Annotated in this window: 17 protein-coding genes and 1 tRNA gene; 8 read left to right on the forward strand and 10 right to left on the reverse strand. The window is 54.0% G+C overall.

Going from position 1 to position 15,146, the window contains the following annotated elements; genetic code table 11:
* Positions 1–49: 49 nt before the first annotated feature.
* Positions 50–709, reverse strand: a complete 660-nt coding sequence (ccmB, locus tag AC6I8W_RS14840; RefSeq protein WP_036626878.1) for a heme exporter protein CcmB — start codon at positions 707–709, stop codon at positions 50–52.
* A complete protein-coding gene (gene ccmA / locus AC6I8W_RS14845; protein WP_497835630.1) occupies positions 709–1,323 on the reverse strand; it encodes a cytochrome c biogenesis heme-transporting ATPase CcmA in 615 nt (204 codons plus the stop codon). Before ccmA ends, ccmB begins: the two co-directional genes overlap by 1 nt.
* Positions 1,324–1,567: 244 nt before the next feature.
* Between ccmA and AC6I8W_RS14850 the strand changes: the two genes are divergently transcribed.
* Positions 1,568–2,485 (forward strand): formate/nitrite transporter family protein, encoded by a 918-nt coding sequence (locus AC6I8W_RS14850; RefSeq protein WP_497835631.1) that lies wholly within the window; start codon positions 1,568–1,570, stop codon positions 2,483–2,485.
* A 74-nt stretch (positions 2,486–2,559) separates the two neighbouring features.
* A tRNA-Arg gene (locus tag AC6I8W_RS14855) sits at positions 2,560–2,634 on the forward strand.
* 240 nt (positions 2,635–2,874) lie between these two features.
* Here AC6I8W_RS14855 and AC6I8W_RS14860 read toward each other — a convergent pair.
* Positions 2,875–3,744, reverse strand: a complete 870-nt coding sequence (locus AC6I8W_RS14860) for an AraC family transcriptional regulator (RefSeq protein ID WP_497835632.1) — start codon at positions 3,742–3,744, stop codon at positions 2,875–2,877.
* A 181-nt stretch (positions 3,745–3,925) separates the two neighbouring features.
* On the opposite strand from AC6I8W_RS14860, the gene AC6I8W_RS14865 reads away from it, so the two are divergent.
* On the forward strand, positions 3,926–4,825 hold the full coding sequence (locus tag AC6I8W_RS14865) for a DMT family transporter (RefSeq protein ID WP_497835633.1): 900 nt from the start codon (positions 3,926–3,928) through the stop codon (positions 4,823–4,825).
* Positions 4,826–4,863: 38 nt separating this feature from the next.
* Here AC6I8W_RS14865 and AC6I8W_RS14870 read toward each other — a convergent pair whose 3' ends face one another.
* Positions 4,864–5,103, reverse strand: coding sequence for a hypothetical protein (locus tag AC6I8W_RS14870; protein WP_013509957.1), 240 nt, complete (start codon positions 5,101–5,103; stop codon positions 4,864–4,866).
* 279 nt (positions 5,104–5,382) lie between these two features.
* Between AC6I8W_RS14870 and AC6I8W_RS14875 the strand changes: the two genes are divergently transcribed.
* A complete protein-coding gene (locus AC6I8W_RS14875; RefSeq protein ID WP_497835634.1) occupies positions 5,383–6,600 on the forward strand; it encodes an L-lactate MFS transporter in 1,218 nt (405 codons plus the stop codon).
* 44 nt (positions 6,601–6,644) lie between these two features.
* Here the strand turns inward: AC6I8W_RS14875 and AC6I8W_RS14880 are convergent, their stop codons facing one another.
* Positions 6,645–7,523 carry an SMP-30/gluconolactonase/LRE family protein gene (locus AC6I8W_RS14880; RefSeq protein ID WP_497835635.1) on the reverse strand — a complete coding sequence of 293 codons (879 nt, stop codon included), beginning with the start codon at positions 7,521–7,523 and terminating at the stop codon, positions 6,645–6,647.
* A gap of 304 nt (positions 7,524–7,827) precedes the next feature.
* On the opposite strand from AC6I8W_RS14880, the gene AC6I8W_RS14885 reads away from it, so the two are divergent.
* The gene (locus tag AC6I8W_RS14885; protein WP_497835636.1) at positions 7,828–7,992 is read left to right on the forward strand and encodes a hypothetical protein; all 165 of its coding nucleotides are present in this window, start codon (positions 7,828–7,830) and stop codon (positions 7,990–7,992) included.
* A gap of 69 nt (positions 7,993–8,061) precedes the next feature.
* Here the strand turns inward: AC6I8W_RS14885 and AC6I8W_RS14890 are convergent, their stop codons facing one another.
* The 4 genes from AC6I8W_RS14890 to AC6I8W_RS14905 all read right to left on the reverse strand — a co-directional run bounded on the left by AC6I8W_RS14890 (position 8,062) and on the right by AC6I8W_RS14905 (position 10,654).
* Complete coding sequence (locus AC6I8W_RS14890) at positions 8,062–8,343, reverse strand: hypothetical protein (protein WP_497835637.1); 282 nt, start codon at positions 8,341–8,343, stop codon at positions 8,062–8,064.
* A gap of 252 nt (positions 8,344–8,595) precedes the next feature.
* Positions 8,596–9,399 carry a hypothetical protein gene (locus AC6I8W_RS14895; RefSeq protein ID WP_497835638.1) on the reverse strand — a complete coding sequence of 268 codons (804 nt, stop codon included), beginning with the start codon at positions 9,397–9,399 and terminating at the stop codon, positions 8,596–8,598.
* A 10-nt stretch (positions 9,400–9,409) separates the two neighbouring features.
* Complete coding sequence (locus AC6I8W_RS14900) at positions 9,410–9,862, reverse strand: universal stress protein (RefSeq protein ID WP_497835639.1); 453 nt, start codon at positions 9,860–9,862, stop codon at positions 9,410–9,412.
* A 6-nt stretch (positions 9,863–9,868) separates the two neighbouring features.
* The gene (locus AC6I8W_RS14905; protein WP_497835640.1) at positions 9,869–10,654 is read right to left on the reverse strand and encodes an IclR family transcriptional regulator; all 786 of its coding nucleotides are present in this window, start codon (positions 10,652–10,654) and stop codon (positions 9,869–9,871) included.
* Between the two features lie 147 nt (positions 10,655–10,801).
* Here AC6I8W_RS14905 and AC6I8W_RS14910 point away from each other — a divergent pair, with 147 nt between their 5' ends.
* The 3 genes from AC6I8W_RS14910 to ypdK all read left to right on the forward strand — a co-directional run bounded on the left by AC6I8W_RS14910 (position 10,802) and on the right by ypdK (position 13,710).
* Positions 10,802–12,403, forward strand: coding sequence for an MFS transporter (locus AC6I8W_RS14910; RefSeq protein ID WP_497835641.1), 1,602 nt, complete (start codon positions 10,802–10,804; stop codon positions 12,401–12,403).
* A 5-nt stretch (positions 12,404–12,408) separates the two neighbouring features.
* Positions 12,409–13,437, forward strand: coding sequence for an HlyD family secretion protein (locus AC6I8W_RS14915; protein WP_497835642.1), 1,029 nt, complete (start codon positions 12,409–12,411; stop codon positions 13,435–13,437).
* Between the two features lie 201 nt (positions 13,438–13,638).
* Entirely contained in the window at positions 13,639–13,710 is a 72-nt protein-coding gene (gene ypdK, locus AC6I8W_RS14920; RefSeq protein WP_497838200.1) for a membrane protein YpdK, read from the forward strand.
* 136 nt (positions 13,711–13,846) lie between these two features.
* Here the strand turns inward: ypdK and alaC are convergent, their stop codons facing one another.
* Positions 13,847–15,079 (reverse strand): alanine transaminase, encoded by a 1,233-nt coding sequence (gene alaC, locus AC6I8W_RS14925; protein ID WP_497835643.1) that lies wholly within the window; start codon positions 15,077–15,079, stop codon positions 13,847–13,849.
* Between the last annotated feature and the right edge of the window lie 67 nt (positions 15,080–15,146).

Raw genomic sequence — 15,146 nt, forward strand, 5'->3', positions numbered from 1 at the left:
AGCTCACAATATAAGAAGAGAGATTCCGGCATCTCTGTGGATGCACGATTTAATGCAGGCTAATACGCAGCGCTGCCGCCGTAGCAAACGGTGACAGCGTGGCGCTGCCTGCCAGCATGGCCCCGAGAATCGCCAGATAACCGCCAATCGGCAGGCCCTGTCCGGCGGCATCAATCGCAGCGCTGGCAAAAATCAACACCGGTATCGCCAGCGGCAATACCAGCAAACTCAGTAGCACCCCGCCGCGCCGTAAGCCAACGGTCAGACCAGTGCCGATAGCCCCAAGAAAACTCAGCGTGGGCGTCCCCAGCAACAGGGTTAACGCCATAGCACGCCACCCGGCAAAATCCAGCGACAACAGCAGTGCCGCCAGCGGGGACAATAAAATCAGCGGCAATCCGGTAATCAGCCAGTGAGCAATCACTTTGCCCAGAACCGTTACCGGCAGCGGCGTTGGCAGTAGCAGCAACTGCTCCAGCGAACCATCCAAAAAGTCATCACGGAACAGACGTTCCAGCGCCAGTAACGACGCCAGCAACGCTGCCACCCATGCAATGCCCGGGGCAATGCGCGCCAGTTGTTGTGGATCGGGGCCAATACCCAGCGGGAACAGCGTAATCACAATCAGGAAAAACCACAGCGGGTTAATCACTTCCGCACCACTGCGGAAGGCAATTTTCAGCTCACGCTGAATCACACGGCCCAGCATCATGCCCACTCCGATACCAGACGAATTTTACGTACCCGCCCGGCGCTATCCGGCAGATCCTGATGCGTGGTCAGGATCACCGCGCCTCCGTTATCGGCATGCTGCATAAAGCGTGCCATTAATTTTTCTACTCCGGCCTTATCGATAGCCGTCAGCGGCTCATCCAGAATCCACAGGGCTGCAGGACTGAGCCACAGACGAGCCAACGCGACACGACGCTGCTGACCGGCAGAGAGTTGTGCGACCGGCACCTCTTCATACCCCAGCAGATCAACCTGTTCCAGCGCCGCAAAGATCGCGTCACTGTGATTGTCACCATGCCAGAAATGTAAATTCTCCAGCGGAGAGAGTACCGATTTCACCCCAGGGTGATGGCCAAGATAAAGCAGATTTTGATGCCATATTTCTCGTTGCTGGCGGATCGGCTGTCCCTGCCACAGCACCTCACCTTCTTCCGCCCGGCTTAACCCGGCCAGCAAACGCAGTAACGAAGTTTTTCCCGCACCGTTTGGCCCCTCGATTTGCACGATATCACCTGCTTCGACACCAAAGCTCAGCCCATTGAACAGGGTACGCTCATCGCGAACACAAGAGAGATTAATGACTTCGAGCATAAAAGGGGGAATCACGGCAATGAAATTAGGCCGGGATAATACCACAATGAATCTGTGGGCCGTAGTCTGTGAGCCATGTCACACCTACCCCAAACGGGGTAAACGAGGGGTTCAGATCAATAAATTGCTCAAAAAACCACCACAGTTAAAATCTTGTTACTCTTAATTTGAATCTACGTAACAAATCGGTCTTGCGCAAAACGGCTACGCTTATTACGCGATGGCATTATCACCGGGGGAAAACATGAAGCAATCACCATCGATTTCACCAGATAGCAATGACGTTGAAAGCGAAGAAAAAGCGCAAGGTACGAAGATAGAAGTCGATGAGGAGGCGTTACCCTCACGTGCTGCTGCCATCCATGAAGAGATACGTCAGGACGGGGAAAAGGAGCTGGAGCGTGACGGCATGGCACTGTTGTGGTCAGCGATTGCCGCCGGTATGTCAATGGGTGCCTCTCTGATGGCGAAAGGAATTTTCCAGGTACATCTGGAGGGCGTCCCCGGTGCCTTTTTGCTGGAGAATCTTGGCTATACCTTTGGCTTTGTCATCGTGATTATGGCGCGCCAGCAGCTGTTTACCGAAAACACCGTGACGGCGGTACTCCCCATAATGCACAAACCCACGTCGGGAAATATGTTGCTGTTACTGCGCTTCTGGGGTGTGGTGCTGGCGGGGAATTTGGTCGGGACTGCGTTGGGAGCATTGGCCTTTAATTATATGCCAATCTTTGACGAGGCAACCCGCCAGGCCTTCACGGTGATCAGTGAAAAAGTCATGGCAAATTCACCGGGCGAGATGTTCGCCAATGCGGTGATTTCCGGTTGGATTATCGCCACCATGGTGTGGATGTTTCCTTATGCCGGGGCGGCGAAAATCGTGGTGATTGTGATGATGACCTGGCTGGTTGCACTCGGTGATTTAGCGCACATCGTGGTCGGTTCAGTAGAGGTGCTGTATCTGGTCTTTGCCGGCAGCATTCCCTGGTATGAATTTCTCTGGCCATTCGCCCTGCCCACGCTGCTTGGCAATATCACGGGAGGGACGCTGATTTTTGCCTTAATCAGTCACGCGCAGATTCGTAATGACATGAGCGAAGCGGCAAAAGCCAAAGCCCGCGCCGAGCAAAAACGCCAGGAGAAGCGTGAGAAATCACGCTAATTTGTTGAGTTATTGAGCAAACGGGAGACTGGCGGTTAAATTTACCCGGACGCTGAGGTATACTGCGCGCCGACGTTCCCTTAGTTAAATGGATATAACGAGCCCCTCCTAAGGGCTAGTTGCAGGTTCGATCCCTGCAGGGAACGCCATATTTCGCTCAGATCCTGTTCCTGCTTTGACACACGGATTTCCATATTTGGCTTCCTCGCTTAAGCACCCATCACTAACCAAGTGATAGTAACATTGCGTTATCCCCCCCCTACTTCAACCAGTAAGTTCATGCTAGTGAGACCAGATTGAAAGGGGTGCTGGTATTGAGGCATTGAAGGTAAGTTCCTCAAGAAGCAGATGTCAGATCATAGTAACCTGAATTTTGCGCTGAGATGATCTTACCGCTGCTCCTGCCGCCACGACGAAGGCGTCACGCCATGCAACTGCCGGAAACGGTTACTGAAATGACTGGATGAGTGGAAACCACAGCGCAGCGCAATCTCTGTCAGCGGTAGCGCCGTGTGTCTGAGCAATGTCAGCGCTTCATCCATCCGGCGACGCATCACATATTGATGTGGTGCCTCACCGACGCTGGCGCGGAACATGCGGGCGAAATGGAACTCGCTGAGTGCCGCCTCGGCCGCGAGGTGCGCCAGCGTGAGCGGTTGATCAAGATGCGCATCGACATACGCCAGAATGCGACGTAACACCACCGGGGCCAGCCCGCCACGGACCTGCGGAGCCTGCCATTGCACATCGCTGTAGTGCTGCAACAAGTGCGTCATTAATAGCGTTGACGCGCTACTGAGCATCAGTTGGTTGGCGGGCTGTTGCCAGTCGGTACTGAGCAGGAAATGACGGTAGAGTTGGGTGATGCGATCATCTGTCGAAAACACCTTCTCATGCAGATTCAGGCGAGCGGGACTGCGATCCCAGATTTGTTCCGCCATCTGACGCAGGTGTTGATCGGTGCAGTAAAGATGCACAAACGACAAGTCAGAACGAATATCCCACACCGATTCGGTGCCGGACGGCATCAGACAAAAACGATCAGGTCCACCGCCGTTGCGCCAGCCATGCTGGGTTTTATGCCAGGTATCATAGCCATCGGCGGTATACAGGCTGAGGGTATGGTGATTACTCAGATTCGTCACGCGATCGTCGCTATTAAACCAGGCTGCCAACTTGATGCCGCTACTCAGTTGCACGCTGTCACGCAGTTGTGCTTTGTGGCGCTGGAGCATGTTAAAAGTCTGGTAGTCAGGCATGGTCAAAATCACTCGCTGGGCAATAGCGTCCAGTTTACGGATTCAGGCGGACATAAAACAGGTCACATTGGGACGCAGACAGAAAAAGCGCAAGATTTTGCAATTGCAGCGCAAGGGGATGCAAGTCATCAACCGGGAGTGGCATCACACTCGCCGCAAAATAAGTTGTGGAGAGGTCAAAATGAACCTGATGTTGTATCTGGCGGTGGTTTTAATCTGGGGCACCACCTGGATTGCGATTTTTTTACAGCAGGAAGCGGCAGACACACCGGTCTTCGTGGCGGTGTTCTGGCGCTTTTTACTGGCCTCGCTGGTCATGCTGGTAGTACTGAAACTGATTCGCCGCCTGAAAAAGCTGGATGCGCAGGATCATCTATTTTGCCTGTTACAGGGATGCTGTGTGTTTGGCTTCAATTTTGTCTGCTTCTATCATGCCGCCGCATGGATCAGCAGTGGGCTGGAATCCGTCATTTTTTCCATGGCCGTGCTTTATAATGCTTTGAATAGTTGGATTTTCTTCCGTCAACGCCCACCATTCCGTTTGCTCCCTGCCGCTATTCTGGGCTTGGGCGGCATTGTTGCATTGTTCTGGAGCGACATCCGCGCGGCACATCCGGCACCGCAACTATTATGGGGCGTGGGACTGAGCGCGCTCGGTACGCTCGGCTTCTCCTTTGGCAATATGATTTCGACACGCCACCAGCGACGTCAGCGCGATGTACTAACCACCAACAGCTATGCCATGCTTTACGGTGCGCTGATCATGGCGGCGCTGGCGATACTGAACGGCGATTCACTGGCTCCGGCACTCAATCTGCAATGGCTTGGTTCGATGAGCTATCTGGCGATTTTTGGTTCGGTGCTGGGGTTTGGCGCGTATTTCACCCTGGTTGGACGTATCGGGGCCAGTCAGGCTGCCTACAGTACGCTGCTGTTTCCGCTGGTGGCGCTAACCTTATCCACCCTTTATGAAGGTTATCAATGGCACAGCAACGCGATTGTTGGTCTGGTGATGATTCTGGCAGGGAATATGGTGATGTTCGTACGCTGGCCGATGGCAAAACGTCTGCGTCTGGCCTGAAGCACGAGAGCGGGCATTGCGCCCGCTCTCTGGTCCTCTTAGCGCCAGCCCTGCACGCCGATATTGAGCTGGTGAGGTTGATTGATGGCTTTTCTGGCAATCCAGTAAAGCAAGATGCGTTCATCGTCTCTGTCGCGGTCGGCCATTGCCAGTAGTTTCAACGACAGTGTGGATTTATTCACTGGTTGATGCTCATCACTTAACTCGATCACCGCCTGACCGATGATGCAGCAAACTTCATCCTCGCTTGACGCGGATTCATATGCTCGGTCTTTCATATTTCCTCCTGAGAAGTGAATTTTAAGCCTGGCAAAATCTCGCTAATTTGCAGCCGAGAAATCGCCTGGGACGCATCTGGTTACACATCATCACGCAAGGCAACAACCTTTCATGCGCTGACACGCAATACCTGCCAGCAAATATCGCAATGCCATTCATACCCGTTTCGCTGCATTTCATTCCGTCGTCACAGCCTCTCACGCCCTTTATTCCCACGCCCACGCGCGAGCGATTTACCATCGCCTCAGTTTCCGAATTCCCGGATGGGAGAGAAAAAAATGCAAACCACCACATCAAATTACCAACGTACTCGCTGGCTCACCCTGGCTGGCACCATTTTGACCCAGTTCGCGTTAGGTTCGGTCTATACCTGGAGCCTGTTTAACGGTCAACTGGCGCAAAAACTCGACGCCCCCGTTAGTCAGGTGGCGTTCTCGTTTGGTTTACTGAGCCTTGGCCTGGCGATTGCTTCATCACTGGCCGGTAAATTACAGGAACGCTTTGGCGTGCGGAATGTCACCATCGGCGCTGGCGTGCTGATGGCGTTGGGTTTCTGGTTAACTGCCCATGCGGATAACCTGATGATGCTGTATCTCAGCGCGGGCGTGCTGGTCGGGCTGGCGGATGGTGCCGGTTATCTGCTGACCTTATCCAACTGCGTAAAATGGTTCCCGGAACGTAAAGGGGTAATCTCCGCCTGTGCCATCGGTGCTTATGGCTTAGGTAGCCTCGGCTTTAAGTTTATTTGTGGTGCGCTGCTCAGCACGCAGGGGCTGGAAAATACCTTTGTGATTTGGGGGGTGATGGCGATGACCATGATCATCCTCGGCGCGCTACTGATGCGTGACGCACCGGTGCAGCAGAGCAACACCACCTCAGCCGTGCAAACTAAAGACTACACCCTGGCGCAGTCCATCCGTTTGCCGCAGTACTGGATGCTGGCGCTGATGTTCCTCACCGCTTGCATGAGTGGCCTGTATGTCATTGGTGTGGCGAAAGATATCGGTGAAGGTCTGGTTCATCTCAGCACGCAAACTGCGGCGAATGCGGTGACAGTAATTGCCATCGCTAACCTGAGTGGCCGTCTGGTTCTGGGTGTGCTGTCCGATAAAATGGCGCGTATCCGGGTGATTTCGCTGGCACAGGTGGTTTCACTGGCAGGGATGAGCATTCTGCTCTTCACCCACATGAATGAATCCACCTTCTTTATTTCTCTGGCCTGCGTAGCATTCAGCTTCGGCGGCACCATCACCGTCTTCCCGTCGCTGGTCAGTGATTTCTTCGGTCTGAACAACCTGACGAAAAATTACGGCCTGATCTATCTCGGCTTTGGTATCGGCAGCGTCTTGGGTTCACTGGTAGCCTCAGTGTTTGGTGGCTTCACCATCACCTTCAGCCTGATTATGACCTTGCTGGTGATTTCCCTATTCCTGTCACTCAGCATCCGTCTGCCGCAACGTCACAATGTGCAGGAGCCGGTGTTGCATCGCAGTTAATTCTCTTCACCTCAACATGCCGTGCCTGTGGGCGCGGCATGTTTTTATCCTTTATAAAACGGCTCCGCCACGCCCGCCACATCAACTTCCACGGCGAAAATATCCCCTGACTGCGGATAACGTGCCAGCTCCTCAGCGGTACGATGCTCACGAGATGAGGTGATATACAGGGTTTTCAGATCGGCACCACCAAACGCCACCATCGTCGGCCAGCGTACCGGCAATGTAATCTCATCAACGATCTCCGCCGTCAGCGGATCAATGCGCACCACCCGCCCACCATCAAATAAGGCTGACCAGTAGTAACCTTCGCTGTCCACGGCGGCACCATCCGGCAAGCCCCCTTGCGCATCAAATTGGCGGAAAAGCTGACGCTCGCCCGGCGCACCCGTTTGTTCATTCAGTGGATAACGATACAGCACCTCATTCGGCGTATCGCTGTGATACATCCATTGACGATCCGGCGAGAACGCCAGGCCATTGGATATTTTCACATCCTGCGCCATCACCGTTAATTTGCCGTCAGGCGTCACACGACACAGTAATCCGCCGTTTTTATCCTGCGGCTCCCACAGGCTGCCGCACCAAAAATTCCCCCATGGATCGACGCGTCCATCGTTAAAACGGCTCTGCGCGGCTATCCCCGGATTATCCGCCAGCTTACACTGGGGTTTTCCCTGTTCATCCAGCAGCCAGACACCACTGCGCAATGCTGCGATTAAGCCGCCCTGCGCGCGCAACCCGATACAACCGACTTCTTCCTGTTGGGGAAAGGTAAGCAACTCACCACTGGCGGGATCGAAACGATGAATGGCAGGCGCCAGAATATCCACGCACCACAGCACCTGCTCGCGGGTTGACCACAAAGGACACTCTGCCAGCTCCGCCTGCAAGCTCAGTACATTTATTACTTCACGCGTCATGATTGCTCCTTATTTAGCTGCCCTGACTTTAGCCTGTATCCCAGAAACCCGCGCGATAAATCGCGCTGATCGCGTCATTTTATCTTAATTGAGAACAGATATTATTTAGACTTGATTTTCAGAGTAATCGCGTTATTATCATCGGGCATTCAGCTTATTCCGATTGGTTTATATTCATTCCTGACACCCTCCCGCGCAAATTGAAATATTCAGCAATAGATCCAGAAATAACTCTACATTCGCTGCATCTTCGCTCCACTTTTCCACTGTAATCTGGCCTCATTGGAAAAGAGGAGGACTCTCCATGAAAAAACTAATTAAAGTCGCGTCCGTTGTTGCCGTTGTCGCCATGCTGAGCGGTTGTATTATTGATGGCGGCCACGGACGTGGACCTGGCTGGGGACCGCCGCATGGCGGCTGGCACGGCGGTGGCTGGCACCACGGACCAGGCCCTGGCAGACACTGGTAATCGGGCAAAGCTCACACACAGCAAATAATAAAAAAGAAAAAGGGCGGGGAAATTCCCCGCCCTTATTTTTTAACTTTTCACCGCGTAATTACATTGATACCAGGCTTTCTTTAGTCCTGGAATATGACTATCCTGGGCGGGTAGGGCTTCAACTTTATCAAACCCACGCTTGCTACAATATTCTGCCAAATCTGCTGCCATGGCATCTTTATTAAATGTCTGTGGATCGTAACGATACTGGACAGTATTTGAGCTGAGGTCTTCATCCACTCGCTCAAATCCCCCTGGCTGGCTGACACTACAGCCAGACAACATTAATAGCGCAATGGCACCAATTAACCCATTTTTCATTGTGATGTCCTCATTTAGCACCGCAGTGTAAAAGACGGCGCTGCGCCCGGCTATAGGAATGGGACGCGAAATATCTGAACAAAGAAAAGATTTTACCAATTAAATTGATAAAACCAAACGGCTACTCTTATCACTTCTGCAGTGACATACTTTTCTCAGACCAAACGAAGTCCACGCCACACCAGGTGAATAACGAAAGAGACTGACTGATTGTGACCTTATGCCCGTGCTGAGCGGGCTTTTTTTTGCCCGCTATCCGGTAAGGCTGACCATTTTACGCAGAAGATTGGCAGCTTGTTTGTCAGGCAATGCGAGAATGCCGCTGTAGAGGTCAATCGACATCGCGCACATTGCTGAACGATCGACCGTCGTATCCGCCGGCATATTGAGCTGTTGCAGACGATCGCCCCATTTTGTGTACAGCGTCTCCACCACCTTTTGCAAATCGCGCTGCGCCGCCTGATTATCCAGCGGTTGTTCATCTCCGGTACTTTGCGCCAGCAACGCATCTAATGCCTGTGCATCACGCTGATTCAGTTGTGGTGGTAGCAATTGCTGTAAATTGACACCACCATTCACCTGCGGGTAGAGAAAACGGAAGCAGCTTTGTGCATTCTGTTGTTGCAGCGCCTGCATCTCCTCGACGGAGACACGAATATAATTGAGGATGGCTGTATCACTGGCACGCACCAGACGTTGATTAACTAAATCAAACAACCAACCACGCATTTCGCCCAGCGCTTCATCCGGCGGCACCCCGGCCAGACGTTTATGCAACAACTCACGATTCAGTAGCTGCCACAGCACAGGTTCCTGGGTTTTCAATAGCCGATAACCCGGAGCCTGGCTGAGTTGATTTGCCACTTCGGACGCCAGCTCTTGCCGTTGCTGACGTGGATGGAGCCAGCTAAACCACAGCAAATTAGCCAGCAATACCGGCAACAGAAAAAGCAGCACCCCCTGCCAAAGACGCAATGCGGTGGTACGCAACAGCACAATAATGATCAACGCCAGCAGCACAAATGCCACCAGCGTGATGAGGAAAAGCGAGAGCATGGAGCGGTTATTAATCCTTGCGAACGTCAATCAGAACCGGACAGTTGGCACGTTCAATCACGGCGGCACTGACCGAGCCTTTCAGCAGGCGGTTAAACGGTGAAAGATGGCGGCGTCCCATGATAATCATGCTCGCCTGTACCGCCGCCGATTGTGCCACGATGGTTTCCGCCGCTTCCCCGGCCAAAATAACCCCTTTAGCCGTCACCCCTGCACGCAGAATCGGTGCCAGCGCATGGCGCACCACCATTTCCGCAGTATTTTGTTCATCCTTTGCCACCAGAAAATCATCCGGATCTTCACCTGCATCAATCTCGATTGGTTGATTACAGGACGAATAGGCGGGGTCGACGCAGCACAGCACCACCACCTGCGCCTGGTGCGCAAGCGCCTGTTCAATTGTCAGCGCGATCACTTTTTCCGCCACTGGAGAGTTATCAATGGCCATTAATAAGGTTTTCATCAGTGGTTATCCTTCAACAGCGGTCATTTTGCCAATTTCACGGGTCAGCGCCTCTTTACACTTCAGGATTTCCTCACAATAACGCGCTTCGTATTTACGAAAACGCGCTGTCGGCACCAGCAGTGAAATAGAGAAGCGGCCAAATAAAGTGTCGATCGCCACCGCCATGGTCGAGATGCCCTCCAGCGTCTCGCCACGATCGTAGGAGAAACCGGTTTTGCGCACCTCACTGATCAGTTCCAACAATTGCGGCAGCGTTTTGATGGTCATCTCTGTCAGCTCTTTATAGGCTTCGCCAACCATCACACGGACATCATCATCACTCTCCAGTGCCAGCAGGGCACGACCACCCGAGGTGCTGTACAACGGCAGATTCAGCCCCATACGCGGCACCACACGCAGTTCGCGTGACGCTACCACATAATGGACGATAGCCAATTGCGTCCCACTGGCACGCGCCAGCGAAACAGTTTCGTTGGTTTCTGCGGAAAGTCGTTCAAGGAAAGGACGCACCACTTCAACCACGTCACTATGCACGCTGGAGATCAGCTTGAGAAGCGCCGGTCCCAACCGTAAGCCACCCGCGCCACTGCTGCGCACCAGTTGCGCGTTATCCAACGCGGCGACAATACGTTGCACCGTTGAGCGAGGCAAATCCACTACCTGAGCAATCTCCCCCAGACTCATACCGCCGGGGTGTTCACCCAATGCATTTAGAATTTTTGCCGCGCGAGCGATGACCTGAATACCGCCCGCTTTTTCATCCTCACGGCAGGAGGGAAGTTCAACCATGTTTCGTTCCTTTGTGACCTGGCTTACTTTAGCGCGATTAACCGCACTTTTACACCCTGTATCACATTGCAATACAACATACCGGGATGTAATATGCGACCTGTATCACATCGCAATACACTGCATCAACATAATGAGAAACCTGCTATGAATGCCCAGCCCGCAGCGGCCCCGGCACCCCATCCTTTTACCCTGCGCCTCGCGCTCGGTCTGGTGGGTGTGCTGATTGCCGCGCTGACCGCCGGTTTAAACGATCGCGTCACTGACATCGCTCTGGTGGATATCCGTGCGGCCATTGGCATCAGTTACGATCAGGGTAGCTGGATCATTTCTGCTTACCAGGCCGCCGAAGTGGCCGCCATGATGATTGCCCCTTGGTTTGCCGTCACCTTCTCGCTGCGCCGTTTTGCGCTCACCGTCTCGGCTGGCTTTATGATCACCGGCATTCTGCTGCCGCTGCTACCCAATGCCACCTCATTTATTACCCTACGCGTTATCCAGGGTCTGTTCGGTGGCGCTCTGCCCCCGTTACTGATGACGGTCGCGCTGCGTTTCTTACCCCCGCCAATCAAATTATATGGCCTTGGCGCTTATGCGCTGACAGCCACCTTCGGCCCTAATCTTGCCGCCTCACTGGCCGCCTTCTGGACCGATGACGTCAGCTGGATGTTCGTGTTCTGGCAGGTGGTACCCGCCATGCTGATCGCCATGCTGCTGATTAACTGGGGGCTGCCGCAGGACCCACTGCGTTTTGAGCGTTTCCAGCAGATGGACCTGTTCGGCATGATGACCGGTTGCAGCGGTATGGCGTTGCTAATCCTCGCGCTGACGCAAGGTGAACGTCTGGACTGGCTCAGCTCACCATTAATCGTCGCGCTATTATTCAGCGCAGCGGCATTGCTGATTGTGTTCTTTATTAATGAATGGTTTCATCCGTTGCCGCTGTTTAAGTTGCAGATGCTGCAACGCCGCAACCTCGCGCACGGCCTGTTGGCCCTGGCTGGAGTGCTGATTCTGTCGCTTTCTGGATCTGCCCTGCCCTCCGCTTATTTTGGCCAGATCGAAGGTTTCCGTACCCTGCAATTTGCGCCCTTAGCGCTGATCGTCGGTTTGCCGCAGTTATTAATCGCACCATTGATTGCTGCACTGCTGAATATCCGCTGGATTGACTGCCGCTGGATGCTGACCACAGGCGTGGCATTGCTTGTGGCCTCCTGCCTGCTCGGTATGCAGGTCACCACCGACTGGGGACGACAGAATTTCTGGCTGATACAAATTTTGCAGGCTTTTGGTCAACCGATGGTGATTTTGCCGGTGCTGATGAGCGCCACCAGCGTGGTTGCGCCGCCGGAAGGTCCGTTCGCCTCGGCGATGTTCAATACCGTGCGCGGCTTCTCCAGCGTCGCCGCCAGTACGCTGGTGGAGTGGTTTATCAGTCATCGCGAACAGTTTCATTCCAATATTCTGGTCGGCAATGCCGCCAGTCGTTCGTGGCTGATGACCGCGCCAACCAGTGCGCAGGCCAGCAGCAGTTTCCCCTTGCTGCCGGATGGCAGCGCCAGCAACAGTGAAAACCTGAGTGGCTTCGCCAGTTTGTTGAAACATCAGGCGATGGTGTTGAGCCTGAGCGATAGCTATCTGATGCTGATTGGCTTTGCCGCACTGCTCCTGCTGCTCACCGCCTGGCTGCCGAAACGAGTCTGGCCACCGCAAACCCTGATTCAACCTGTTACAAACACGTCGAGATAACTGATATGCGTGCTTTTGCTCTGAAGAGAACGGTGCTGCTGAGCACCTTATTGCTGCTGTTGCTGATCATGGCTTTTTTTGTCTGGTCGACAATGACCGGCAACGATCACCGAACCGATGATGCTTACGTCAATGCGGATTACACCCTGGTCGCACCGAAAGTTTCTGGCTATATCGCCAGCGTTAACGTGCAGGATAACCAACGCGTCAAGGCCGGTGAGCTGCTGGCGACCCTGGATGACCGCGACTATCGCGTGGCGCTGGAAACCGCCAAAGCCAATTTACAGGTCAGTGAAGCCAAACGTCTGAGTAGCCAGGCGCAACTGGAGCAGCAACAATCCACCATCGATCAGGCCAAAGCAACGCTGGCTGCCAGCCAGGCTTCGGCACAGTACGCCGGACAGAGCGCGGCGCGTTACGACAGTCTGTATAAAAGTGGCACCATCGCCGCCGATGAGCAGCAGAAAGCCAGCTCCACGCAACGTTCCGCTGCCGCCACCGTACGCCAGAGCGAAGCAGCGTTGGCAGCCGCGGTGAAGGAAGTGGGCGTATTGCAGGCGGCGTTGCGTCAGGCAGAGGCGGATGTCACCGCCGCGCAAGCCAGCGTCGATCAGGCGCAGCTTAATCTTTCCTATACGCACATCGTCGCGCCGGTCGATGGCATGGTCGGTCAGCGTTCGGTGCGACTCGGTGCCTATGTCACTGCCGGAACCCGTTTGCTGGCCGTGGTGCCCCTGCAGCAAACCTATATCACCGCCAATTATCTGGAAACCCAGTTGACCGATGTGCGTGAGGGACAAAAGGTACTGGTGCGCATTGATGCGTTACCAGGCAAGACCTTTTCCGGCCATGTAGACAGCATCGCCCCGGCCACCGGCGCGACCTTTTCCGCCATTTCACCGGATAACGCCACCGGCAACTACACCAAGGTAGTTCAACGTCTGCCGGTGAAAATCGTGCTGGATGCGAACCAGGCTAATCTGGCGCAATTACGCGTTGGGATGTCGGCAATTCCTGAGATTGAAGTGCGGTAAAAACGTGAGAAATATCTCAGATTGGATCTATTTCTTTTCAGAAAAATTACGCGTAAATTAGCGTTCGATCCTGTTCTGAGTTTGCTCTGAACGACCTGAGATGAAAGCGTGTAGCGGTGATGAACTCCACCTTTCTCTTATTCTGTCGCGTTACGCTGGTCTGGGATCACCATCGTCGTAAACGCTCAGAGGAGTTGTAGTGTGAAATACGCTTTGATGGGAGTCTCTTTTTTCCTGTTAATCTGGGTCGGCACCTTCATGCTGATGCTGTAGAATCACCAGGAAGCCCCCGTCATACTTCGAGTTGCATCTGCGTTGGCTGCGCTTGTTCACCCCAGTCACTAACTTTAGTAAGTTCCTGGGGATTCACTCGCTTGCCGCCTTGCTGAAACTCGAATTATTTAGGGGGCTATTCGTCGTCTGAGGTTTTCACCGTTCCGGGCAGAATACCGTCGGCACGGAACATCGATTTAATCCCTCGCACCGCCTGACGAATACGGTCGCTGTTCTCAATCAGCGCAAAACGCACATGGGTATCACCGTAATCACCAAATCCGATGCCCGGCGACACACACACTTTGGCGTCCTGCAACAAACGCTTAGCAAACTCCAGCGAGCCAAGGTGCGCGTAATGGTCAGGGATTTTGGCCCAGACGTACATTGAGGCTTTCGGCATCTCCACCATCCAGCCAGCTTCATGTAATCCTTTTACCAACACATCGCGGCGACGTTTGTACTGCTCGGCAATGTCGCGCACACATTGCTGATCCCCTTCCAGTGCGGCAATTGCCGCCACCTGCAACGGGGTAAAGGTTCCGTAGTCGTGGTAACTCTTGATGCGCGCCAGCGCCGAGACCAGCTCTTTATTCCCGACCATAAAGCCGATACGCCAGCCCGCCATGTTGTAGCTTTTCGACAGGGTGAAAAACTCTACCGCGACATCGCGTGCGCCTGGTACCTGCATGATCGACGGGGCTTTCCAGCCATCGTAGACGATGTCGGCATAGGCCAGGTCGTGGATCACCAGCACGTTGTACTGTTTCGCCAACGCAATCACGCGCTCGAAGAAGTCCAGCTCAACGCACTGCGCGGTCGGGTTTGACGGGAAACCCAGAATCATCATCTTCGGTTTTGGGTAGCTTTCGCGAATCGCGCGTTCCAGCTCGTTAAAGAAATCGACGCCCGCCACCAGCGGCACAGAACGGACCTGCGCTCCGGCAATCACTGCGCCGTAAATATGAATCGGGTAGCTTGGATTCGGCACCAGCACGGTGTCGCCGTGGTCGAGGGTGGCCAACATCAGATGCGCCAGTCCCTCTTTCGAACCAATGGTGACAATGGCTTCGGACTCAGGATCGATATCCACCTGATAACGGTCAGCGTACCAGCGTGAAATGGCACGGCGCAGACGCGGAATCCCTTTCGAGGTGGAGTAGCCGTGTGTGTCCTCACGTTGGGCCACCTGGCACAGTTTTTCTACGATATGCGGTGGCGTCGCACCATCCGGGTTCCCCATCGAAAAATCGATGATGTCTTCGCCGCGCCGACGTGCAGCCATCTTCAATTCAGCGGTGATGTTAAAAACGTAAGGGGGAAGGCGGTCAATACGAGAAAAACGACGGGGTGTGCTGTGATCAGCCATGATGTCCTCTGGAGTACGTTAGCGCCCGGACCGTCCGAGCGACGTGGGTCACTGCTGTGACCGAACC

It is taken from the genome of Pantoea sp. X-Soil-TKNS-1211 (genome assembly GCF_059730495.1).